This window comes from Leucobacter exalbidus, assembly GCF_017834145.1.
Taxonomy (GTDB): Bacteria; Actinomycetota; Actinomycetes; order Actinomycetales; family Microbacteriaceae; genus Leucobacter; species Leucobacter exalbidus.
Genome location: NZ_JAFIDA010000001.1, coordinates 2,564,787 through 2,589,125 on the forward strand (window position 1 = coordinate 2,564,787; position 24,339 = coordinate 2,589,125).

Sequence of the window (24,339 nt, forward strand, 5' to 3'; positions counted from 1 at the left end):
TAGGGCTGCCTAAGTTTGATCCGATGAGCTCTGACTTACCCAAAACTTCTGGGGATCCAGGCCTGTTATACGAAAAGGAGTGCTCTCGTAATGACTGCACAGAAGAGCTTACGAAAGAAGCTCGTAACTGCGTTTGCAACAGCAACAACTGCCTTAGTTGCTGCTGCAGGTCTGGCTTTCGTGCCGATGGCTGCCCACGCGGTAGACGCACCAGTTCCCACGGTGAGCGCTTCGGTGACGAATGCTTCTGAGACTGGCTTGGATCTGAGTGCGACGGTTTCTGGCATCGTGTTGCGTGCCGGTGCTGATGTACCTGACTCGGGCAAGGATGACCAGGGTGTGTATGTTGCTGTGATCGAGAAGGATCTTGTTGGCGAGTTGGCTAACGGTTCTGACGCTGCATTGGTTGCTGATTTTGCGTACATGAGGTCCATTACTGATGGTGCTGTAACGCGTAACATCTCGGTTCCTGCTGCAGAGCTTGATCGCGCGAAGGAATATGTTGTTGTGTCGTGGCTTGCTCATGGCACCTTGAATGATGACCGTTTCATTGGTCAGGCTGATCTTGTGGTTTCTGATGCTCAGTGGGATGCAGTGTTCCCTCCTGTTGTGGCTTCGGTGACGAATGCTTCTGAGACTGGCTTGGATCTGAGTGCGACGGTTTCTGGCATCGTGTTGCGTGCCGGTGCTGATGTACCTGACTCGGGCAAGGATGACCAGGGTGTGTATGTTGCTGTGATCGAGAAGGATCTTGTTGGCGAGTTGGCTAACGGTTCTGACGCTGCATTGGTTGCTGATTTTGCGTACATGAGGTCCATTACTGATGGTGCTGTAACGCGTAACATCTCGGTTCCTGCTGCAGAGCTTGATCGCGCGAAGGAATATGTTGTTGTGTCGTGGCTTGCTCATGGCACCTTGAACGATGACCGTTTCATTGGTCAGGCTGATCTTGTGGTTTCTGATGCTCAGTGGGATGCAGTGTTCCCTCCTGTTGTGGCTTCGGTGACGAATGCTTCTGAGACTGGCTTGGATCTGAGTGCGACGGTTTCTGGCATCGTGTTGCGTGCCGGTGCTGATGTACCTGACTCGGGCAAGGATGACCAGGGTGTGTATGTTGCTGTGATCGAGAAGGATCTTGTTGGCGAGTTGGCTAACGGTTCTGACGCTGCATTGGTTGCTGATTTTGCGTACATGAGGTCCATTACTGATGGTGCTGTAACGCGTAACATCTCGGTTCCTGCTGCAGAGCTTGATCGCGCGAAGGAATATGTTGTTGTGTCGTGGCTTGCTCATGGCACCTTGAACGATGACCGTTTCATTGGTCAGGCTGATCTTGTGGTTTCTGATGCTCAGTGGGATGCAGTGTTCCCGTCAGAAGCGCCTGAAACACCTGCACCGGTCGTTGAAATCATCGGAGCCTCGAACGGTGAAATCATTCAGGGCGCTGAAGTTGTATTCGAAGGTACGAACTTCGTAGCTGATGAAACGGTGCATGTCGCTGTGCACAGCGATCCGATCGAGCTCGGAGCCTTTGGTGCAGATTCAGCTGGGACCGTGTCAGTACCTTGGACCGTACCGGCCGACTTTGAGACCGGTGCTCACGAAGTTATTTTCACTCCCGAGACCGGCGAAGCGATTAGCCTGGCCTTCACTGTGGCTGCTGCAGACGCAGAAGAAGGCACCGATGGCACCGATGGAACTGACGGTACCGATGGAACTGACGGAACTGATGAGACCGACGGAACTGATGCTCCTGCAGAATCAGATCCTGACGGATCTGGTACTTCTGGCGGAGACGAAACTTCTGAGGGCAGCGGAACTGCAGAAGGCGCTTCTGGAAACTCTGACGCAGGAAATGTAGCCAACTCGGCAGTCAAGGCAGCGAACACTACCGGTGCACCTGCACTGGCTACGACCGGTGCAGGTAGCCTCGCGGCGCTTACCGCAGCTGGTGTGGTTGCGGTATTGGTCGGTGCTGGCATCCTGTTCGTGCGTCGTCGCAGCGTATCTGCTGAGTAATTAGGATCCTCTTGGCAGTAATCCTGGTTTAGTCTCCCCGCAAGTGCGTACGCGGAGACCTAAAGTTGGGCGGTTGCTCTCAGCGAGCAACCGCCTGCTGTCATTATTTGGGTGGTTAGCCTGCACAGGTTGCCGGGTCTAGCAAATGGATCTGTAGCTCCCAAGTATTTGGGCATCAATCTGAAACTGAATGAGAGAATCCGCGTTGCGGGCCTCGCGTCGAGAATATAGAAGGAGTGCGTTAGTTATGACTGCGCAGAAGAACTGGCGGAAGAAATTTTCGTCACTACTCGCCACAGGCACGGCAGCGCTGATCGCTGTTACGGGTCTAGTCGCTGTACCAGTGGCAGCCCAGGCTGCACCGATGGCAGTTGAAACGGCGACCTTTGACTGGGGAGTAAAGACTTCATTCCGTGAGTACATTTCGGGAACAATCGCAGGCGGAACCGTGACCCCTCTCGGTAACACTGATTCAACCCTGAATGGTGCAATATTTCGTTGGACGGGCGGAGTCGGAAATGCCTCAGCTGCCGGTGACACCGCGGACTTGAATTTCACGGGAGACAACGGTGTTCGGTTTGTCGGACACCATGGAGTGCTCGACGTCTCAATTACGAATCCCCGTATTGAAGTAACTTCGGCATCGACAGCAAAGTTGTATGTGGATGCTGACGGCCTCAACTATAACAATGAAAATCACGGCCAGCCCTATAGCTACGATGGCGTCTACGTTGCTGATATGACTCTCACTGCCCCGGTTATCGTTGACGGCGTGATCACCTGGACAAATGCCCCAGCCACACTCGTCAACAGTCCAGAAGCATTGAATGTATTTGCTGGCTTTTATGGCGGTGGCGTTGAACTCGACCCCATCACTTTCAGCACTGGCCCCAGCAAGGACACTGCCCCGATTGAGACAACGCCCACCGTGACGACGCAGCCAAAGGCGTTGACCGTTCCTGCTGGAACAGCTGCAGTGTTTACGGCAGAGGCCTCGGGTCAACCAGCACCGACGGTGCAGTGGCAGGCAGATACAGGCAAGGGCTGGACGAACATCTCTGGTGCCACGAGTAAGAAGTACACCGTCTCTAAGGTTCGCGCCTCCGCATCAGTAGCAAAGTATCGGGCAATCTTTACGAATACCGCTGGAGAAGCTAAGTCAGGCACCGCGAGGCTCACGGTGGCAGCCAATGCCACCACCACAACTGTCGCGTTTACGCCTACAACGTTTGGCTATAACGTTGCAAAGACCGCCAAGGTGACGGTGAAGAGTGCCCGTGGATCTCTCGTTCCCGCTGGCTCAGTAGCGATGAAAATCAATGGCGCAACATATAAGGCCAAGTTGACGGGTGGCAAGGCATCGATCAAGCTCACGAAGCCGGCTAATGCTGGCAGCCGCGCTGTATCGGTGGCCTACACAAGTAACGTTCCTGCGGAGTTTAAAAACTCAACGGGTTCAACCAAGGTCAAAATAACCAAGGTTGCACCGAAGGTGACTGCCACATTCGCGAAGTCACGCGTGACCAAGAAGCAGAATGCCACGGTCAAAGTAACCGTGAGCGTTCCGGGCACGTTGAAGGCTAAAGCATCGAAGGTGAAGGTGCAGGTGTTCGACGGCTCGAAGAAGATCAAATCTGCGACTTTGAACAGCCAGGGCAAGGTCAACGTGAAGCTTCCCAAGCTTAAGGCGGGTAGCCACAAGATCAAGGTCAAAGTAGTTGGAAATAGCAACCTTAAATCTAAGTACAGTTCCGTGCGCAAACTGACGGTGAAGTAGTTCTTTACCCGCTTTGCGGGGTGGGCGGGCTCTGTTGCTGTCCACCCCTGCAGGGCTTTCGGGTAGTGCCACGTCAAGTTGCAAGTTTGGCGAGAAACCACAAGCTTGTATTGAAGTATTTAGGGTAACCTGACTTCAGTCAGATGATGTGTTGGAAGTTGTTCTCTGCTTCCAATCCGCTCCAGAATTCAAGAAGGTATGCCATGTCTGCACGCGCACGTCTAGCTAGAGTGGCGTCAATCGCGCTTGTGACGCTGTTGTTCACCGGTAGCGCATTGGTCTTGGGACCCAGCGCATTTGCTGTGGCCGATGAAGCTACCGAAGCGGTGCAGACGAACGAGATCATTGAACTGGAGCCGGCGGAAGAAGGGGTTGGAGCACCAGACGCAGTTTCAGCACCCGAGGTGGTTGCTGAAGCGGAGCTTCCGGCTACTGACGAAGCTGATCTTGGCGACATCGCTGTCGCAGACGAAACAGACTCAGGCGACTCGCTTCCGAGCACAGACGATTCGGGAGATCTCCCCACTGAAACTCCTGTGGCACAGGCGCCAGTAGAAACGGCTGAGGACCCAGCTGAGGACGCCGAAGAGGCAATAGCCGTAGACGTTCCGGTTGCGAAGACTGCGAAGCAACCGCTGGCCAAAGAATCCGTCGAGCCTGCGATCGCGGAGCCCAAAGCGGGCGACGCAGACGCCAGTGATGCTGCCACGCTTGAGTGGGGTGTGAAGGCGTCGTTTCGAAACTACATCTACAATATGAAATCGTTTGAAGGCACGAGCGCGTTGCTCGGCACCACGGATCAATTCCCCGAAGACACCGGCAACTTCATTTGGGCCGAGGGGACTGGTTTTGCCAACGAATCGGGCACCTTGGCAAATGTGAAGTTTGGCGAGGGCAACGGCGTCCACTTCCAGTCACACCCGATGACATTCAATGGTACAAAGGCGTACTCCTTGGATATGCAGTTCACGAACCCGCGGATCATCGTGAGCTCAGTGACGACAGGTGAATTGTACGTCGACGCTGTAGGGCGCGATTTTATAGATATGACATCGGTTGGCCCAGAGTACAAATTTGAGAATGTGCTGATGGCCGATCTTGAACTGGAAGCACCTGTGATTGCCAACGGCAGGGTGACCTGGACAAACGCAGAGGCAACCCTGGCCGACAGCGGCGTTGCAGCGTTTGGCGCGTTCTACGGAGTCGGTGAGGAACTTGACCCCGTAACGTTCAGCGCCCCCATTGGTGAAGTTGAGGTTGGGCCGACACCAGAGAGTCCTGAAGCCTCTGCAAAACTGACGACTACGACGGTGAAAGCTTCAACGACGAGCACCACCGAGGGTGGCACGGTAAAGCTCACCGCGAACATCTCACCGAAGGCAGCCACTGGTGCTGTGCAGTTCATGGATAACGGTGCCAAGCTGGGCAAAGCAGTGACGGTGAAGAACGGTGCCGCGACACTGTCTACCAAGAAACTCACGGTGGGCGACCACGCGATTACCGCGAACTTCGTGCCGGGTAACTCCACGAAGTTCAAAGCTTCAAAGTCGAAGGCAACGACCGTGACCATTGAGGTCGACGCTCAGGTGGCTGGAGCGAGTCTGACCTGGGGTGTGAAAGGTTCCTTCCGCAACTACATCTACAACTTCAAGGCATTTGAGGGCAAAACGGCCCTGCTGGGAAGCGCCGAGCAGCCCACTGCAGAAGGCGTGTTTGTCTGGTCTGACGGTGTCGGGTCAGCTGCCAACGACGGCACCGAAGCCGACGTGTCTTTCGGTGCTGGTAATGGAGTGCACTTCCAGTCACATCCCATGGCTGGTGGCCACGCCCTCGATCTGAAATTTACGAACCCTCGAGTGGTCGTTACATCAGCGACCACGGGCGAGCTGCGCTTGGACGTTGAGGGGCGTGAGTTCATCAGCACCACAGAGATGGGCGACGCCTATACATTGAAGGACACCAAGGTAGCGACCCTCACACTGCCCGCACCCACGGCGAAGGGCAACACGCTCTCCTGGAAGAACGCGGCTGCTGTGTTGACCGCTGACGGTTCGGCTGCGTTTGGCGATTTTTATGCCAAGGGAGAGGCCCTTGATCCGGTCTCGTTCTCGCTACCGCTGAGCACCGCTGTCACCACAAAGAAAGCCACCTCGACCCAGCTCAAGGCATCGGCTGGGACGATTGCCTCGGGTGGATCGGTAACTCTGACCGCATCGGTGGCCCCCAACGTTTCGGGCGCTGTCACGTTCAGTGCGGGTGGTAAGAGCCTGGGAAGCCCGGTCACCGTTGCCAACGGAAAGGCGAAGACCACGATCAAGCCAGCTGCAGGAACACAGTCGGTGATCGCCTCGTTCGTGCCCGCGAGTAGCAAATATGGCCACTCGGTGTCGGAAGCTGTGACGATTAAGGTCGAGAAGAAAGAGAAGCAGCGGCCTGACGCCGCTGCTCCGAACACGAACGGCGCACAGGGTGCCGGCTCCCTCACCTGGGGCGTTTCATCAGCGTTCGCTGATTATGTGACCGGACCCATCGCAAAGGGCGAAGTAACCACGAGCGGTGTGGGCTCAGCGGGTGGAGCCTACCTCTTCCCCCAGGTTTCTGGCGGAAGCTGGGATGCCAAGACCCAGACCGGCAGCGTGCAGTACTCGGGAACGGTCACCTATACCGGGCACAAAGGTTTGCTGAGCGAGGGCGTCTCGAACCCGATGATTACGGTCACCGGGCCGACCACCGCTGTGTTGTCTTCGGGCGGGGCGCAGTGGGCCACCCTCGATCTTGGGGGAGCGAACAAGTCGGTTGGCGCTGGCGGAGAAGTGACGTGGAGTGGCGTTGCCGTCAACGGCGGTTTCAGCGGCGGCTCAGGCGCGGGTAGCAGCTACACCCTGCCAGCCGATGCCCTGAGCTTCACGGTCGGTGCAGTCAGCGGGGCAAGCTTCGGCTCAACAGCCGTCAGTAACGAATCCAAGAAGCGCACCGTCGCCGATGCCGCGCCGAGCACCACCGGCATCAACATCCTCACGAACCCGAAGAAGATCACGGCTGGCGCCGAGATCGAGTTCGAGGCTCGCGGATTTGAAGCGGGGGAGCGCGACATGATCGTGGCGCTCTACCCCGGTGTGACCGTGCTCGACGAGGCCGCTGGAGCCGATGACCAGGGCACCGTGCGCTGGATCGGCATTCTTCCCGAAGACATCAAACCGGGCGAGTACATCATCTCGTTGCAGGGCAGCGGTGACGCGGGTGCAGAGTTCATCGTGCGCGACGCCAAAAAGGTGAAGAAGGACAAGAAGGAAGCTGAAGAGGCCGAGGTGCAGGCCAAGCTTGCACAGGGTGTTGACCCCGCCTCTGTCTCTTCTGCGGGCGTCGCACCGGCCGGCACAGGACCGGTGTGGCTGTGGTGGGCGGGCGCTGGCGCGCTGATCGCTATCGCGGGCGCCATGGGCGGTCTTGTTGCCATGCAGCGCCGAAACGCAGCCAAGTAACACACGGGCGTAGCCCGTTAGCATTGAGCCAGAACACTCGCGCATCACCAAGGAGATCTCAGCGTGCTTAGCCACTCACGAACCCGATTCACCCCTGCTGCGCGTTGGGCGGCTGGTTTGGGCGCTGGTGCGCTCGCCACGATCGGGCTTGTGAGCCCGGCTTTTGCGGCTCCGGTGCAGCCCGCGACCGACCAGGTCGCGGGCGCCAGCTGCGAAGTGAGCGCCGCGACGCTGAACTGGGGCGTGAAGGAAAGCTTCCGTTCCTACATCAGCGGCAGCATCGCCAATGGTGAGTGGACCGTGAGCGACGACATGCGTTACGAGACGCCCGAATTTATTTGGGACCAGGCTTCGGGCAGCATCGACAGCAACGTCGAATCGGGCGAGATCTCCTTTACTGGAGCAGTCAACTTCACCGGCCACGACGGGGCAATGGAACTTGACCTCGCTGATCCGTCGATCGAAATCACCGACGCCGAGACCGCCTACCTCATTCTCGCGATCAGTGCGACCGATGAAGCATCGACCGGAGGCACCGCCGAAGCGGCCCGGGTACGCGCGGCAAAGCTCGACCTCACCGACGTCGTAGACGCCGGCGGCGCAGCATTCGGCATCACAGGTGCCGTACCGCGGCTGACCGCTGAGGGCGCTGCGGCGCTCAACGGCGAATACGGCAGCTATGTCGCGGGCGAAGAACTCGATGCCATCACGCTCACCTCGACGCTCGCTGGTTGCGAGTTAGGTGAGCAAGCCGCCGTGGCACCCACCACGCCTGCAGCGCCCGAGCAGGAACAGCCCGTCGCCGTTCCTGCCGAGCCTGCCCAGGAGATTCCGTGGCTGCCCATTGGTATCGGTGGGGTCGCGCTGCTCGTGATCGGTGTCACCGGTGGGATGCTCGTGGCCGGCCGAGGCAAGGGAAACACCGCAACGAACGACGAAGCCGCCGCAGAGTAACGTTGCGGCCCTTCTGGGCGATAAACAACTGAGGCGGGAATGGGACTCAATCCCATTCCCGCCTCAACTGTCTGTAGCGCTTGACGCGTGGTTAGTGGCGCTTGGGCATCACAATGCCCTGCCCGGTCACGGGGTGTTTAATGACCTCAACCGGGGTGTTATAGACGTGACTGACAATCTCACTCGTCAGCACGCGCTCAGGGGCGTCACAGGCGATGATCTGCCCGTCACGCAGCAGCGCGATGCGGTCGGCGTACGCTGCCGCGAGGTTCAGGTCGTGCAGCACGACGAGCACCGCGTCACCGGCTTCGGCGCGTGCGCGGGCAAGGCCAAGTACGGCTTCTTGGTGGCCGATATCGAGTGCCGCGGTGGGCTCATCGAGCATCAGTACGCCGGTGCGGCCCGCCATGACGCGTGCGAACGCGGCACGGGCACGCTCACCGCCCGACAGCGACGGTACCCGCCGGCTGCCGAGGTGCGCGATGTCTGCCGTGTCGATGGCCTCGCTGATGGCCTCATTGTCTTCGTGCTCGCGGTCGGTGCGGCGCCAGGGCGCACGCCCCATCTCGACGACCTGGTGCACCGTGAACGGAAACAGCAGCTGGTTGTCCTGCAACAGGACGCTGCGGCGGCGGGAGAGGTCAACGAGCGACCAGTCGCGAATGCCGCGGTCACCGAACTGTACCGAGCCGCTGTCAGGCGCGACATCGCCCGAGAGCAAGCTGAGCAGTGTCGACTTACCCGCGCCGTTGGGGCCGAGCAACGCAAGCACCTCGCCTGCACGCAGCTCAAGCGACACCTCTTTGAGGAGGTCCTTGCCACCGCGTGAAACGCCGACGCCCTCGGCGGCACAAACCACCGCGCCTGCGGGGGTGCGCTCGGGAAGCGCAATGTGACGGGCGTTCATCCCCAGCCTCCACTTCGTTTGCGGGTTCTGCGCAGCAGCCAGAAGAAGAACGGGCCGCCCACGAGCGCCGTCAGCATGCCGATGGGCATCTCAGCCATCGGCACCAGCGTGCGCGCCCCCAGATCGGCCAGGGTAAGCAGCAACGCGCCGCCCAGCGCAGAAGCGGTGACGAGCGGAATGTGGGCGGGGCCCATAACCATGCGCATCAGGTGCGGAATCACGAGACCCACAAACGAGATGATGCCCGCGAAGGCCACCGAAGCGCCCACCAGCAGCGCAACGACAAAGATCATGACGATGCGCAACAGCTCGACGTTGACGCCGAGGTGACGGGCGTTACGTTCGCCCAGGGCAAGGAGGTCGAGCTTGCGGCCCGCAGCATAGGCCGCGAACAGACCCACCGCGATCACGGGCGCGGTGATCCACACCTGCGCCCACCCCGATCCCTGCAAACTACCGAGCTGCCAGAACACGATCTGCTCGCGTGACTGGGTGTCACCCAAGAACGTGAGCAACGCAATTGCGGCGCCACCGATCGCGTTGACCGCGATACCGGTGAGCACGAGGGTTACGACCTCGGTTTTACCGTCGGCCCGGCTCATACCGTAGACAACGAGCGTGGCAATGAGGCCGGCCGCAAAGGCGAGCACCGCGGTCGTCCACTGGCCGAAGAAGGTCAGGCCAAACACGATCGAGAGGCCGGCGCCCACTGCAGCACCCGATGAGATGCCGATCACGCCAGGTTCGGCGAGGGGGTTACCGAAAATGGCCTGCATGATGAGGCCAGAAACAGCGAGACCCGCGCCGACCAATACGGCCATCGCAATGCGGGGGAACCTGATGGTCCACAACGTCGCGTCGCCTGCAGCGTGTGTGGGGGCGGGGAGCCAATCGATCCCAATGTGGTGCAGCAGCGAGCCGAGCACCTCTTGCGGTGGGATCTCGAGCTGGCCGGTGCCTGCTGAAACCAGAATCGATGCCACCAGTGCGATTGACAACACAGAGAACAGGATTGTGGTCTTCAGCGCATGCCGTTTGGCGGTTGTCCGGTCAAGGGGATTCATGCGTCCGTTGGAAGCTTTCTGCGGGGTGCGGGAGTAATGCCGACGCCTCTCACCACGGGTGGGAACGGGCGCTTTCACACTTCATCATATCTTTATTGGGTTAGGCTAACCTGGCACGGTATTGAGCTTCGAGTTCCGGTCCGCGCGGCGGGAAACCGCCACACATTCCACGCCGAATTTTCAGAGGGGTCACCCATGCTCTCGCTCCGTAAAGCGCGCGTTCGCAGCGCTCTCGCCGTTGTTTTGCTGAGCAGTATTGCGCTCACCGGCTGCCAATCAGGCGCCCCCGAAAGCGCCAATACCGATGCTGCCGCGCAGATTGAGTTGCCGCCGCTGTCGGAAATCACGCCGCTTGAGAACCCTCGCGATTACGAGGGGGAGACGACCGCGGTGATTGGCGGCCCGACGCTCACCGGGTTCAACACTGTTCCGGATCCGAAGCTGCCGGTTACGGTGACTTCGCACGACCGTGCAGGCGACGTCGACGTTGAAGTGACTGATTCCTCGCGTGTGCTGGCCCTGTCGATGAGCGGCTCACTGGCTGAGCTGGTGCACTCACTGGGCATGGGCGACAGTCTGATTGGTCGCGATGTCTCGACCAATTTTGAAGGTGCAGAAGATCTCCCCGTGGTAACTCGATCAGGCCACGCTATCGATGCTGAGGGTGTGCTGGCGCTCAACCCCTCTTTGATTCTGACCGATGGCACGATCGGCCCGAATGATGTGGTGTTGCAGCTGCGTGACGCGGGGATTCCCGTCGTGACCGTTGACCGTGCGGTTGATGACAAGACCACCTACGAAACAGCGCAGCAGGTTGCTGATGCGCTGGGCGTGGGACACATCGCCGATGATTTCAACGCTGAGATCCAGGCTGCAGTCGCAGCGAAAGAAGCTGAGGTCGCTGAGCTACTGCCCGCAGACGAAGCCGACCTGCCACGCGTAGCCTTCTTGTATGTGCGCGGCACCTCGGGCATCTACTATCTCTTTGGCGAGGGAAGCGGCATTGACAGCATGATCAGTTCAGTGGGCGCCGTGGACGTTGCGAAAGAAATTGGTTGGAAGGGCGAACGCCCCATGACCGATGAGGCCCTCGTGGCGATCGACCCCGATATTCTGCTCGTGATGACACAGGGCCTCGAAAGCGCTGGCGGAGTTGACGGGCTGCTCGCGGCCCAGCCCAGCATCGCGCTGACGTCTGCGGGTGAAAAGCGCCGCATCATTGACGTCGACGAGAAGCTCCTGTTTGCGGGCGGCACACGCCTGCCCGATGTCATCGATGGTCTCGCCCGCGCGATCTACGCCCCCGATTCGCTTCCCACCCCCGAGAAGTAGACACTCACTGATCTCGGTCAAACCGGTTGTGGCCTCGCGAAATCACCACGCTTGCAGCCACCGCACTGTAATGTAGGGGCGAATCGTCGGTGTTGTGTGACCGACCGCTATATGAGGAGCAGCGTGGGGCAAACTACCGCAGGGTCAGGGGAGCGTCAAAGCTACCCCGAGGACCGCTTCGACCGGGTCGTCCGTTCAGGTCGAGTGGGCGCTCACCGCGTGATTTCGCGCCCGCGCTACGTCTGGCAATACGTGATCGCAGGGTTGCTCGGCTTCGCGCTTCTGACGACCCTGGGCGTGCTCGCTGTGCACAGCGTGGGCAGTTCAGGGAAGCTCCCGGCGTTGGACAAGGGCGCACCCGTCGCCCAGGCGGCCAAGACTGAGCCCGAGCTAGATCCCAACGCCACCGTCGCCGTCATTAACGGCAGCGAGATCCAGAACCTTGCCGCCGCGCTCGACAAAATCATCGTCGACGAAGAGTGGGGCCAGATCCTGTTCTCGGGCAGCGCGGCCACCACAGACGTCGCGATCTCTGCGGTGTTCTATTCAGACCCGGCTGATGCTGAAGCTGCTGCGGGGCTCGCCGCAAAGCTGGGCGGCCTCTCGACCTACACCACCGAGGACTACAAGGAATACGGTGCACAGCTGGTCGTGCTGCTCGGCGCAGATTATGCAGGCCCCGGCCACGACGAAGCCGCAGCGCTGACCGCGGCAGGCGAAGGCGCAAAGGAATCGTCATCACCCGAGGCTCCCGAAGAGGGCGTCGAGCCGAATCCCGCAGGCGAAGCTGACGCTGACAGCGAACCCCAGCAAGCGGCTGAAGGCGGCGTCGACGGCGTCCCTGAAGCGCCCGTTGAAAACGCTCCTGCAGCACCGCTCGAGGCCCCAGCTGAGGCACCCGTTGACGTTCCCGCGCCGGCGCCCGCTGAACAGCCCGCGCCGCCCGCCGAGGAAACCACGCCGTAACCCCGCTGGCCATCAGCTGAATGCCTGGAAAATAAGGTGTTCGCTGTGCGCGAGCTTCTTGCACTCACACACCACGAGTGCCAGTATTGTTATTAGCAGTCGGATTGACTGAGTGCTAACGGTGACGACTTACGTCGGCGCTCACAGTTTTCGAGACCGTCCGAAAGGGGCGAAATCACATGGCAAAGATTATTGCGTTTGACGAAGAAGCACGTCGTGGCCTAGAGCGAGGCCTGAACATCCTCGCTGATGCCGTGAAGGTAACGCTCGGCCCGCGCGGCCGCAACGTTGTGTTGGACAAGAAGTGGGGCGCTCCCACCATCACGAACGATGGCGTTTCAATCGCCAAGGAGATCGAACTCGACGATCCGTTCGAGAAGATCGGCGCCGAGCTCGTCAAGGAGGTCGCCAAGAAGACTGACGACGTCGCAGGCGACGGCACCACCACCGCAACCGTTCTCGCACAGGCACTCGTGCGCGAGGGCCTGCGCAACGTTTCGGCCGGCAGCGATCCCATCGCGATCAAGAAGGGCATTGAGAAGGCTGTAGCAGCCGTCACCGCTCAGCTCCTCGCGAACGCCAAGGAGATCGAGACCACCGACGAGATCGCGGCAACCGCATCCATCTCGGCCGCTGACGAGCAGATCGGCGCACTGATCGCCGAGGCTATCGACAAGGTCGGCAAGGAAGGCGTCGTCACCGTCGAGGAGTCGAACACGTTCGGCACCGAGCTCGAGCTGACCGAGGGCATGCGCTTCGACAAGGGTTACCTGTCGGCATACTTCGTCACCGACGCAGATCGCCAGGAAGCTGTATTCGAGGATCCGTACATCCTCATCGTCAACAGCAAGGTCTCCAGCATCAAGGACCTGCTCCCCGTTGTTGATCCCGTAATCCAGTCGGGCAAGCAGCTCCTCATCATTGCTGAGGACATCGAGGGCGAAGCACTCGCTACTCTCGTACTCAACAAGATCCGTGGCATCTTCAAGTCGGCTGCTGTGAAGGCTCCCGGCTTCGGCGATCGCCGCAAGGCAATGCTGCAGGACATCGCGATCCTCACCGGCGGCCAGGTCATCTCGGAAGAGGTTGGCCTCAAGCTCGAGAACGCAACGCTCGACATGCTCGGCACCGCACGCAAGGTCATCATCACCAAGGATGAGACGACCATCGTGCAGGGTGGCGGCGAGGACGACGCAATTGCAGGTCGCGTCACGCAGATCCGTCGCGAGATCGAGAACACCGACAGCGACTACGACCGCGAGAAGCTCCAGGAGCGCCTCGCGAAGCTCGCCGGCGGCGTGGCAGTCATCAAGGCTGGCGCAGCGACCGAGGTTGAGCTCAAGGAGCGCAAGCACCGCATCGAGGATGCCGTTCGCAACGCGAAGGCAGCAGTCGAAGAGGGCGTTCTGCCCGGCGGCGGCGTGGCGCTGATCCAGGCTGGCAAGACGGCATTCGCTACGCTCGAGCTCACGGGCGACGAGGCTGTTGGCGCTCGCATCGTTCAGGTTGCTATCGAAGCACCGCTGCGCCAGATCGCATCGAACGCAGGCCTCGAGCCCGGCGTTGTTGTGAACAAGGTCAGCGAAATGCCTAACGGTCACGGCCTGAACGCCGCAACCGGCGAGTACGGTGACCTGGTAGCCCAGGGCATCCTCGACCCGGCCAAGGTAACGCGCTCGGCTCTGCAGAACGCAGCGTCGATCGCTGGTCTGTTCCTCACCACCGAGGCTGTTGTTGCTGACAAGCCGGAGCCCGTTGCGGCTGCGGCTGGCGACCCCACGGGTGGCATGGACTTCTAAGTCCTCACGCAAGTGAAGCGAGGTCGCGCCTTCGGGCGCGGCCTCGCTTTGCTATATGCGGGGCCACTCCCGGTAACTGGAAGCACGGTGTGCCCAATGTTACGATCAATTGTTACCCATCAGGTGTTTCCGAAAGGTCGAGCATGCAGCATCCGTACCCCGCGGGCCCTGAGCCGAGCGCAGCCGGGCTTCACCCCGATCTGACTCCCACCCAGTTACGTGACGTACTGCAGGCAATGCCCGAGCAGTCGCTCGCGGTCGCGATCCACCGCAACGCCGACACCGCGCTCAGAGCGTGGCTGTGGGAAACGGGGGAGGGCGTGCTTCGGTTAGCCATGTATAAGCACTACCTCGCGCAGCGTGACCAGCTTTCGGCGCAGGGTCAAGCGCTGCCGCAGGACGCGGCACGGTTCGACCAAGCGGTGGGCGAGACCTACACGCAGTGGCAAAACGCCCTCGCGGTCGCTGCAGGCGAAGACGCCACAACGACGACGTCAATGACCTCAACGATGACGTCAACGCTGACCGACAGTAGGCCCGCGCTGACCCCGCAGGTGACCCCGCTGGAAACGGCGGCTCCGCAGCACGCCGAGCCCGCTATCGAAACGCCCATCGCCGCCGAGCCTGCAGAAGCTGCTGAGCCGGCTGAACCTGCTGAGCCGAAACTCGCAGCTGCTGAGCCGGAACTCCCGGGTCAGAGCGAACTCGACCCCCACGCTGTCGCCTCACCGCAGCCCGAACCTCTCGCCGAACCGCAGCCCGAGCCACAGCCCGAGTTGCTGCCTGTGGTCGAAGCTACGGCGCCGCAGCCCCCGCTGGCGATGCTGAGCCTCCCCGATGGCGTGCTGTGCGCGGTGACTTCTGCGCAGGTATTGATTGGCCGTAACCCAGACTGTGACCTCTACCCGGGGTCGCAGGTGATTGCGGTGGCCGATGACCGTCGACTGCTCTCCACCACCCACGCGATGCTGCGGCTCCACGAGGGGTACTGGTTTATTGACGACCTCGGCTCCACCAACGGCACGATCATCGGACATGACCCGCAGGGAGCGGGCCTTGCCGAGGGTGACACCCAGCATCTGCCGGGACCGTTTTTGCTGGGCGGCTTACCGTTCATGATCGAGATGGGAGGGGCGCGATAATGGCTGCTGGCCCCAAGCTTGAACTCATATATGGCAATGACGTGCGTTCGCTCTCGCCCGCGCAGTTCTTCATCGTGGGTCGTTCCAACGGCGCAGACCTGCGCATCGACCTGCCGATTGTGTCGCGTCGACACCTGGTCATCGGGTACAAGAACGGCTGGTACGTCGAAGACCTGGGCTCGCACAACGGCGTATTTGTGCGCGGCGAAAAGGTTGAGCGGGTCGCACTGACCGAAGCCACCGAGGTGCGCCTGGGTAACGCGAAGAACGGGCCCGTGCTGCAGCTGCAGCCCGATGCCGCTTCGGTATCGGCGGCGGCTACGCGCAGCCTCACCCCGCAAGAGTTCAGCCAAATGCTGCGCACGGTGGCCGCGCCGCCGCTACTCACGGGCGCACTCGAAGCGTTGACGGTGCGGGCCCACCACGCGCCTGCGGCCTCGTACGCGGGTGCGCCACCGCAGCCCGGCGCAGCCCCGGTGGCGGGGCTCGCTGCGCCCGCGGGCGCAGCGCGGATGGCGGGCCCAGCTACGCTGACCGGCGGTCTCGAGGTGCGCGGGCTCGAATTCACCGTCGAGGGTGGCAAGAAACTGCTGCGCGACATTACATTCGATGCGGGCCGCGGCACGCTGACCGCGATCGTGGGCCCCTCAGGCGCGGGCAAATCGACCTTTGCGCGCGCTGTCTCGGGGCTCACCAAGCCCAGCGGTGGCCAGGTTTCTTTTGACGGCGTCGATGTGCACGCACAGTACGATCGTGCGAAGTCGATGATCGGCATGGTGCCGCAGGAAGACGTGATTCACGGCCAGCTCAAGCTGTTGCCGGCCCTGCGCTACGCGGCGAAACTGCGCCTCGGGTCTGATGTGACACCGGCCGAACGTGAAGCCCATGTGCAGCGCGCGCTGGCGCAGCTCGACCTCGAGGCCCACATTCACACCCGCATCTCGAAGCTCTCAGGCGGGCAGCGCAAGCGCGCATCGGTGGCGCTCGAATTGCTCACCGAGCCGGCCTTCTTAATTCTTGATGAGCCCACGTCAGGGCTTGATCCGGCGCTTGATCGTCAGCTGATGTCAGAGTTTCGGGCGCTCGCAAATGGCGGCAGAACCGTGCTCACCATCACCCACTCGGTGGCGTGCCTCGACGTGTGCGACCAGGTGCTGGTGCTCGTTCCCGGTGGCGCTCCCGCGTTCATCGGTAGCGAGCAGAGCGCCTTCGCCTACTTCAACACCATCGACTGGTCGAACATTTTCGACCTGCTCAAGAACGACCCCCAGGGGTGCGCCGACCGGTGGCTGGCCTCGGTCGAAGCCCGTGCCCTCGCGGTGGAACACTCACTGAAGCCCGCGCAGCCTGTGCCTGATACCGAGGCTCCGCAGCGCGCCACCAGCCGCCCGATGCAGTTCTTTACGCTCGTGCAGCGGCAGCTTTCGCTAATGCTCGCCGACCGCGGATACACGGCATTCTTGATCGCGCTGCCGTTTGTGATTGGGCTGTTGCCTCTCGTAGTGCCGGGGGAGACCGGGCTGACCCGAGTGCAGGGCGCCAAGAACGCGCAAGAACCCCAGATGATCCTCACCCTGCTCACGATCGGCGCCGTGTTTATGGGGATCTCGATGAGCATTCGGGATCTCGTGGGCGAGCGCAGTATCTACGAGCGCGAGCGGGCGGTGGGGCTGAGTACCTCGGCCTATTTGGCCGCGAAGATCTTTGTGTACGTGCTGCTGGGCATCGCCGGATCAATCATCATTGTGACCATTTCGAGCCTGCTGAAAGACCCGCCCACCGGTGACGGGGTGCTGGGCCTGGGCGCCCGCACCGAGCTCACGATCGGTATCGCGGTCACGATCTCGGTGGGCGTGCTCATCGGCCTGCTGCTTTCGGCGCTCGTGAGCTCGCAGAACCAGGTGATGCCCGTGCTGATCGTGGTGCTGATGGTGCAGATGGTGCTCAACGGCGGGCTGATTCCGCTGATCGATAGCGGGCTGCTCAACAGCATTTCGATGACGGTGCCTGCGCGCTGGTCGATGTCAATGGGGGCGGTGAGTATTGACATGCACCATCTGCTGTCGATCGCCGACGAAGTGGAGCGGGCCGCCGCAGCCAACTCGATGCCTGAGCTTGACCCCATGTGGAACCCGAACGCGCTGCGTTGGTGGCTTGCGGCGGGTGTGCTGAGCGCAATGTCGGCATTGATGGTGGCGGTCACCTGGTGGCGCACGCGTACGCGCTAACCCCGTAGCGACCACACAACGCGGTTGTTGCCTCACCCATCGGGTGAGGCAACAACCGCGTTTTCGTTATTCGATGCGGGTCACCGGCACCGTAGCGTCGGTGGGCGCTCCGGGGAGTTCAACGCGGAACGTTGCCCCGCCACCCGGCGTCTCGGTGATGCTCACGGTGCCCTTGTGTGCATTCACGATCGACTGCACGATGGCCAGGCCGAGGCCTGAGCCGCCCGTTTCGCGGTTACGGGAGGTGTCGGCACGCCAGAAGCGGCCAAAGATCTTCTCGCGAATCTGCTCAGGCACCCCCTCGCCGTGGTCGACGATCTCGAACCGTGCATACTGCTTGCCATCCGGATCGGGGAGCTGAGACGACACCACAACCTCAATGGGGCTGCCCTCGGGGGTGTGCCGCATGGCATTGCCGATCAGGTTGGTCATCAACTGACGCACCTTGTGCTCATCGCCCACCACCGACGGGGAGGCCGGGTCTTCGACCACGGTCACCACACGGTCGGGGGCCTGCGCACGGGCATCAAGCGCGGCATCGCTCGCGAGCTTGTTCAGCGGCAACGCGGCGAAGTTCAGCGACCGGCGCTCATCGAGCCTGGCGAGCGCGAGCAGATCCTCGACGAGCGAGGTCATGCGAATCGCTTCCTTCTCGATGCGCTCCATCGCCTGAGCGACCTGCTCTTTATCTTGCAGAGCGCCCATGCGGTAGAGCTCGGCGTAGCCGCGCACCGACACCAGGGGCGTGCGCAGCTCGTGGCTGGCGTCACCGATGAAGCGGCGCATCTGCTCGATCGTGTGGGCGCGATCCTTCAGCGACCCATCGAGCTGATCGAGCATCACGTTGAGTGACTCGCCCAGGTGCCCCACCTCGGTGTGTGGGCTCGCCACCATGATGCGCTTGGAGTAATCGCCGCGCGAGATCTCGAGCGCTGTTTGCTCGACCTCTGCAAGCGGCAGGAAGGTCGTGGTCACGAGGAGCCTCGTAAGCGCAGCGCCCAACAAAATGACGGCGATCCCAAAACAGGTGAAGATGATGACGAACTGCGCGACCATCTGATTGATGCCCGCGGTTGACTGCGCGATCAGCAAAATGCCGCTGGGCCGGTCGTCAACAAGCACCGGGGAGGCGACCGCCTGCCACTCGGTGCCATCGGGCGCGGTGATCTTAATGAGCGAATCAGGCCGCTCGAGCACCGCCTCGAGGGTCACCGAAGGTATATCTGACACGAGGGGACCGTGCGTGCTGTGCGTGTTGTCGTACTGCAGAAACCCGTCGGGGTCGAGCACCGCGACGTAATACTGCATATTGGCATACAGCACGTCATTGCGCGACAGATCGTTCACGTCTGCGCCGGTCGCAAGGGCAAGCGACGGGTCGCTGCGCACGTTCGACAGCGAGTTCTCTTGGTTCGAGATCAGCATCGGGCGCAGCACCGAAAGGGTGCCGACGCCCGCCACGATGAGCCCGAGAAACAGGATGAAGACCGTAACGCTCGTGATCTTCGCGCGCAGCGAGACGTCGGCAAAGCGGTCGCCAAATCGCGACATAGTGGAAGTTACTTCGATTCGGTCTTGAGCATGTACCCGAAGCCGCGCTTCGTCTGAATCAGCGATTCTTCGGTAAGCGGGTCAAGCTTGCGACGCAGGTACGAGATGTACGACTCGACGATGCCAGCATCGCCGTTGAAGTCGTACTCCCACACGTGGTCAAGGATCTGGGCCTTCGACAACACGCGGTTGGCGTTCTGCATGAGGTACCGCAGCAGCTTGAACTCGGTGGGGGAGAGCTCAACCGAGGTGCCCTCGACGTTGACCTCGTGGGTGTCTTGGTCCATGGTGATCGGGCCAATCGACAGCACCGAATCTTCGTCTTCCTGAATGGTGCGACGCAACACGGCCTTAATGCGGGCGATCATCTCATCGAGGCTGAACGGCTTCGTGACGTAGTCGTCGCCGCCCACAGTGAGGCCCTCGACCTTGTCTTCGGTGTCGTCCTTCGCCGTCAAGAAAATGATGGGGGCGGTGTAGCCGGCCGAGCGCAGACGCTTGGTCACGCTGAAGCCGTTCATATCGGGCAGCATGACGTCGAGCACAATGAGATCGGGCTCTTCTTCCAGTACGGCCGAGATGGTCTGCGCACCGTTTGCAACGGAGCGTACGCCAAACCCTGCAAAGCGAAGGCTCGTGGAGAGCAGCTCGCGGATGCTGGGCTCGTCGTCGACGATAAGAATCCGGGGTCCCTTTGGCTGAGTGTTCATGTTCCCAGTCTCTGATGATTCACTATGAACCAGCTGGGAGTGTGCGCCGGGCTCTTGTGGAGTGGCGCTGAACTACACCTCGTCGGCGTTCAAGATCGTGTACGCGTACCCCTGCTCGGCCAAGAAGCGCTGACGGTTCTGCGCGAAGTCTTGGTCGACGGTGTCGCGGGCAATGAGCGTGTAGAACGACGCCGTCGCACCGTTTGACTTGGGGCGCAGCAGTCGGCCCAAACGCTGCGCCTCTTCCTGGCGTGAACCGTACGAGCCCGAGATCTGCACGGCCACCGAAGCGTCGGGCAAATCGACCGAGAAGTTCGCGACCTTCGACACCACGAGCGTCGTGATGTCGCCCGCACGAAACGCCTGGAAGAGGCGCTCGCGCTCGTCGACGGGGGTCTGCCCGGTGATGAGTTCGCTGCCGAGGGCCTGCGCCATCGATTCGAGCTGGGTGATGTACTGGCCAATCACGAGCACGCTCTCACCGGGGTGCTTATCGATGATGCGCTGCGCCAGCTCTTGCTTCGCGGTGGTGGAGGAGGCGATGCGGTAGCGATCCTGATCCTCGGCAATGGCGTAGTCCATGCGCTCGTTTTCGGGCAGGTCGATGCGCACCTCGAAGCAGGCTGCGGGCGCAATGAACCCCTGTGCTTCGATGTCTTTCCATGCGGCGTCATACCGCTTGGGTCCGATGAGGCTGAAGACGTCGCCCTCGCGGCCGTCTTCGCGCACGAGCGTCGCGGTGAGGCCGAGGCGGCGGCGGGCCTGCAGCTCGGCCGTGAGCTTGAAGACGGGCGCGGGCAGCAGGTGCACCTCGTCATAGACGATCACGCCCCAGTCTTGCGCCGACAGCAGCGACAGGTGCGCGTACTCACCCTTTCGCTTGCTGGTGAGGATTTGGTAGGTCGCGATGGTGACCGGCTTCACCTCTTTCACCTGGCCCGAGTACTCACCAATCTCGTCTTCGGTGAGGTTAGTGCGGCGAATGAGCTCGTCGCGCCACTGGCGGGCCGAGACCGCATTAGTCACGAGAATGAGCGTTTTCGCGCCTACGGCCGCCATCGACGCGGCCCCCACGATGGTCTTGCCCGCGCCACAGGGCAGCACAACGACGCCTGAGCCGCCGCGCTGAAACGCCTCAACGGCCTTCGCCTGGTAGTCGCGCAACAGCCAGCCGTCTTGCGCCAGCTCGATCGGGTAGGGCTCGCCGGGGGTGTAGCCCGCGAGATCCTCGGCGGGCCAACCGCGCGCGACGAGCTGCTGCTTCAGCTCGCCGCGCGCCCACGGCTCAATCGGGTAAGTGCGATCGTCGATGCGGTTGCCCAGCAGCGGCGCAATCTTCTTCGCGCTGGTGACCTCGCGCAAAATAGCGGCGTCGTCGCACCGAAGCACGAGCAGCGGAGCCTCGGGGGCATCCTCGGCATTCACGATCGGGTCATTCACGACCGCGGGGTTCACGATCGGGGTGTCACCGAGGACGGCGACGGCGGGCGCGGCCGCTGCGGGGTCGGCGGGGGCTGATCCGGATCCTGCAATCGCCCCAGCACCCTGCCCCTCGGCGGCAGTGACCGGGTCGGCCGCCGAGAGATCGATCGCATCGAAGCGTTCGATCGTGAGGCGCCCGTAGCGCCGCATGGTGTCGCTGATTTCGAGCGCGACACCACTGGGCACCGGAAACTTGGCGTACTGGTTCAGCGTGCCAATAATCTCTTCAGCGGAGTGCCCAGCGGCGCGCGCGTTCCACAGCCCGAGCCGCGTGACGCGGTAGGTGTGGATGTGTTCGGGAGCGCGTTCGAGCTCGGCAAACACCGCGAGGGCGTGCCTCGCGTCTTCTGCATCGGGGTGCGCAACCTCCAGAAGGACAGTGTGGTCGCTTTGCACGATGAGGGGGCCGAGAGTCATAACGACCTAGTTTACGCTGGGTCCACTGACACAATCATCGATACGGGGAATGTGCGCTCAACTCCGGCCGGGCCGTCGGTCGCCCGCAGCCGCCCATCGGTGAGCGCGACGGGCAGCAGCTTGAAGGTGCGGCGCTGCCCGCGAGACTCGGCGGTGACGTTCACGGGAGTTTTATCGCGGATCGCGAGCTCGAGCCGGCGCGTGAACGCGGCCGCCTCGGGTTCGGTGCGGGCCGCCACAAACACACGTTCAATCAGGGCTTCGTAGGGGTGAGGCGCGGGAGCCTCGTCGGTGGTCGCTGCGGTTGCGGGCGCCGAGACCGCGATCGCCGCGGTGTCGGGCGCCGCCGAATCGGGCTGAGCCTGCTCCTCGCCGCCCGAAGCCACAGCGGGCGCATCGGGTGACTCGGCGGGCAGTTCAGTCGCCGCATCGGCCCCGGTATACGTCGTGGGCTCGGTTACGGCAGATGTCGACGCGGCCCCCGTGCCGCGCGAGTTGAGACCGCGCGCAGCCGGGTCGCCCGCGAGCGACGCGTGGTAGCGCGCCTCACTGAACGCCGTGACCACGTGGTCGGGCCGCAGCCGGGAAAACAGCACGGTGACGTCGCCGGGCAGCGAAGCGCTCGCCCGGGTGAGCTGCAGGTGCTGCAGCTGACGGTCAACGAGCACCGTCTCGGCAAGCGCCGGCAGCGCGACGCGAATGCGGCTGCGCCCCTCAGCGCCGTAGTGCTCTTGCACCACGATGCGACCGATGCGCTCGGCCACGCTCGTCAGTAGGTAGTCGAGGGGCTGGGGCACCCCGGTGAACGACAAGCGTTCAAAGGTCTCCCTGGCCTCGGCGGGGGTGAGCCCGCGCTCGAATGCTGCTGCCAACGAAGCCTCGGTGATGCGGCGCATCGAGGCCGGCCCAATCTGCTCGGGGAGCGTGAGCTCAGCAAGCAATGCCTCCGACTGCGGATCGAGCGGGCCCGGGGCGAGCACCGTGAGATCAGGCTGCAGATACACGTTGACCGCGGCCGCGGGCAGCATCGCCGCGACCTCCTCGGGTGTCACCTCAACACCCGAGAGCAGGCGGTGCGCGATGGGGGTAAACAGCCCCATCGCGGTGCAGCCGAGGTGCTCGGCATCATTCACGAACTGCCGTGCCGCATCGACATCATTCTCGGGCAGCAGCGGGAAGCGCTCGCTGAGCTCTTCGCCTGCGCGCCCCAGGTGCGAAGCCAGCTCGCCCTGCTCGGTGATGAGGGTGTCGCGCAGCGGGCCGGGTAGCGTCTGCAAGAACGCGCCGGCCAGCACGAGCCAGCGGTGCTGGTGCGCCAGGGTGAGCCACGCCGCAGCGTCAGCCGACGCTACCAACTGCTGACCCGCGGTGACCGTGAGGCCCGAGCGGTCGAGCTGGCGCAGCGCGTGCGACACCGAGGCCGAGGTAATCGAGGCGCGCTCGGCGAGATCGCGCGCCGCAGCCACGCCCACAGAACCGCTGCGATTGAGGCGCAACCCGCCGCGCTGCAGCGCACGCAGGCACTCAGCAGCTTCGCTCACCGAGGTGAGCGCGGGGGTAAACCAGGCACCGGCGCGGTGCTCGGCCTCGAGTGCCTCGGTGGCCGCGCTTTCCGCGGTGTCTGACTGCGCAGCGGCGTGTGTGCCCGCCGCGTCAGCATCGCCCGCGGGCTCCGCCAGAAACGCATCCCAGTCGACATTGATGGCCACAAGCGCGGTGCGCAGCGCGGCATCCACTTCGGGCAGGGCAACAAACGGCACCGGATCAGCGGCCGGCGCGCTCGCCGCCGCTGAGGGCTCGACGGCGGCGCCAGCGCCCACCAGCCCCAGCTTGATGAGCCGGTCGGCGATCTGCGGCGAAGACTCCCAGCTGTGCGCCGCGAGCACGCGCAACATCGCGCGGTCGAGCGGAGCCAAAGCTCGGGTGATGGAATCGGGGCGCAGCAGCTCAGATGCGAGCCCGATCGGGTCGGCAACGCCATTGGCTGCCTGAGGTTTGCGCGTGTGCACGAGGCGCGCAAGAGAATCACGATCGAGTGTCGCGATTGACGAGGCGAGCGCCAGTGTGCCGGTCACCTGCGTTACCCGAGAGATTTGCGGCCAGCCTTGCCGCGGTTCGTGCCTGACGCTGAGCTGGTGTTGCGGGCCTTTGAGCCCGCCGCGAGCGCTTGATCTTGCGCAGCCTCGCGCTTGCGACGCGCCTGCGTCAGGATGAGTAGTACGACCAGCAGCACGAACCCAATGGGCAGTGCGTAGATCGACAGGCCGTAGACAAACGACCACAGGCCGCTGGCCATGGCCTCTCGGTCATTTAGTCCGATGATGAGGGTGGCGAAGAATGAGAGCAACGCGGCCGCAATGATACTGAGCGACGCATAGGCCAGTATTCGCTCGAGGAGCGTGGGGGCGCTGGATTCTGAGGTGGACATCTTCGCTATTTTATCCCTCTCGCGTGCCAGCGTGCGCCGCGGGAGTGGAGGGGCGGGCAGTAGACTTGCGTGGATACTCGG

The 24,339-nt window shown here is 62.2% G+C and carries 16 protein-coding genes; 9 read left to right on the forward strand and 7 right to left on the reverse strand.

Annotated elements, in window-relative coordinates:
- Positions 1–90 precede the first annotated feature (90 nt).
- From JOF28_RS11635 to JOF28_RS11650, 4 genes are all read left to right on the forward strand, one after another.
- Positions 91–2,019, forward strand: coding sequence for an LPXTG cell wall anchor domain-containing protein (locus tag JOF28_RS11635; protein WP_209705896.1), 1,929 nt, complete (start codon positions 91–93; stop codon positions 2,017–2,019).
- Positions 2,020–2,266: 247 nt separating this feature from the next.
- Positions 2,267–3,796, forward strand: a complete 1,530-nt coding sequence (locus JOF28_RS11640; RefSeq protein ID WP_209705897.1) for an HtaA domain-containing protein — start codon at positions 2,267–2,269, stop codon at positions 3,794–3,796.
- 203 nt (positions 3,797–3,999) lie between these two features.
- Positions 4,000–7,278, forward strand: coding sequence for an HtaA domain-containing protein (locus tag JOF28_RS11645; RefSeq protein ID WP_209705898.1), 3,279 nt, complete (start codon positions 4,000–4,002; stop codon positions 7,276–7,278).
- Between the two features lie 63 nt (positions 7,279–7,341).
- A complete protein-coding gene (locus JOF28_RS11650; protein ID WP_209705899.1) occupies positions 7,342–8,232 on the forward strand; it encodes an HtaA domain-containing protein in 891 nt (296 codons plus the stop codon).
- Positions 8,233–8,323: 91 nt separating this feature from the next.
- Here the strand turns inward: JOF28_RS11650 and JOF28_RS11655 are convergent, their stop codons facing one another.
- Both JOF28_RS11655 and JOF28_RS11660 read right to left on the reverse strand, forming a co-directional pair.
- On the reverse strand, positions 8,324–9,139 hold the full coding sequence (locus JOF28_RS11655) for a heme ABC transporter ATP-binding protein (protein WP_209705900.1): 816 nt from the start codon (positions 9,137–9,139) through the stop codon (positions 8,324–8,326).
- Positions 9,136–10,203: a FecCD family ABC transporter permease gene (locus JOF28_RS11660; protein WP_209705901.1), complete on the reverse strand. Its 1,068-nt coding sequence runs from the start codon at positions 10,201–10,203 to the stop codon at positions 9,136–9,138. Before JOF28_RS11660 ends, JOF28_RS11655 begins: the two co-directional genes overlap by 4 nt.
- A 195-nt stretch (positions 10,204–10,398) precedes the next feature.
- Here JOF28_RS11660 and JOF28_RS11665 point away from each other — a divergent pair, with 195 nt between their 5' ends.
- From JOF28_RS11665 to JOF28_RS11685, 5 genes are all read left to right on the forward strand, one after another.
- Entirely contained in the window at positions 10,399–11,535 is a 1,137-nt protein-coding gene (locus JOF28_RS11665; RefSeq protein ID WP_209705902.1) for a heme/hemin ABC transporter substrate-binding protein, read from the forward strand.
- Positions 11,536–11,658: 123 nt separating this feature from the next.
- The gene (locus tag JOF28_RS11670; protein ID WP_342452164.1) at positions 11,659–12,501 is read left to right on the forward strand and encodes a LytR C-terminal domain-containing protein; all 843 of its coding nucleotides are present in this window, start codon (positions 11,659–11,661) and stop codon (positions 12,499–12,501) included.
- A gap of 179 nt (positions 12,502–12,680) precedes the next feature.
- Positions 12,681–14,300, forward strand: coding sequence for a chaperonin GroEL (gene groL / locus JOF28_RS11675; protein ID WP_209705904.1), 1,620 nt, complete (start codon positions 12,681–12,683; stop codon positions 14,298–14,300).
- Positions 14,301–14,443: 143 nt separating this feature from the next.
- On the forward strand, positions 14,444–15,442 hold the full coding sequence (locus JOF28_RS11680) for an FHA domain-containing protein (RefSeq protein ID WP_209705905.1): 999 nt from the start codon (positions 14,444–14,446) through the stop codon (positions 15,440–15,442).
- Complete coding sequence (locus JOF28_RS11685) at positions 15,442–17,670, forward strand: ATP-binding cassette domain-containing protein (protein WP_209705906.1); 2,229 nt, start codon at positions 15,442–15,444, stop codon at positions 17,668–17,670. Before JOF28_RS11680 ends, JOF28_RS11685 begins: the two co-directional genes overlap by 1 nt.
- 66 nt (positions 17,671–17,736) lie before the next feature.
- Here JOF28_RS11685 and JOF28_RS11690 read toward each other — a convergent pair whose 3' ends face one another.
- From JOF28_RS11690 to JOF28_RS11715, 5 genes are all read right to left on the reverse strand, one after another.
- Entirely contained in the window at positions 17,737–19,221 is a 1,485-nt protein-coding gene (locus tag JOF28_RS11690; RefSeq protein WP_209705907.1) for a sensor histidine kinase, read from the reverse strand.
- An 8-nt stretch (positions 19,222–19,229) separates the two neighbouring features.
- Positions 19,230–19,931, reverse strand: a complete 702-nt coding sequence (locus tag JOF28_RS11695) for a response regulator transcription factor (protein ID WP_209705908.1) — start codon at positions 19,929–19,931, stop codon at positions 19,230–19,232.
- A 72-nt stretch (positions 19,932–20,003) separates the two neighbouring features.
- A complete protein-coding gene (locus JOF28_RS11700; protein ID WP_245189955.1) occupies positions 20,004–21,830 on the reverse strand; it encodes a DNA repair helicase XPB in 1,827 nt (608 codons plus the stop codon).
- 11 nt (positions 21,831–21,841) lie between these two features.
- On the reverse strand, positions 21,842–23,905 hold the full coding sequence (locus JOF28_RS14840) for a helicase-associated domain-containing protein (RefSeq protein ID WP_209705909.1): 2,064 nt from the start codon (positions 23,903–23,905) through the stop codon (positions 21,842–21,844).
- 5 nt (positions 23,906–23,910) lie between these two features.
- On the reverse strand, positions 23,911–24,258 hold the full coding sequence (locus tag JOF28_RS11715; RefSeq protein ID WP_245189956.1) for a hypothetical protein: 348 nt from the start codon (positions 24,256–24,258) through the stop codon (positions 23,911–23,913).
- Between the last annotated feature and the right edge of the window lie 81 nt (positions 24,259–24,339).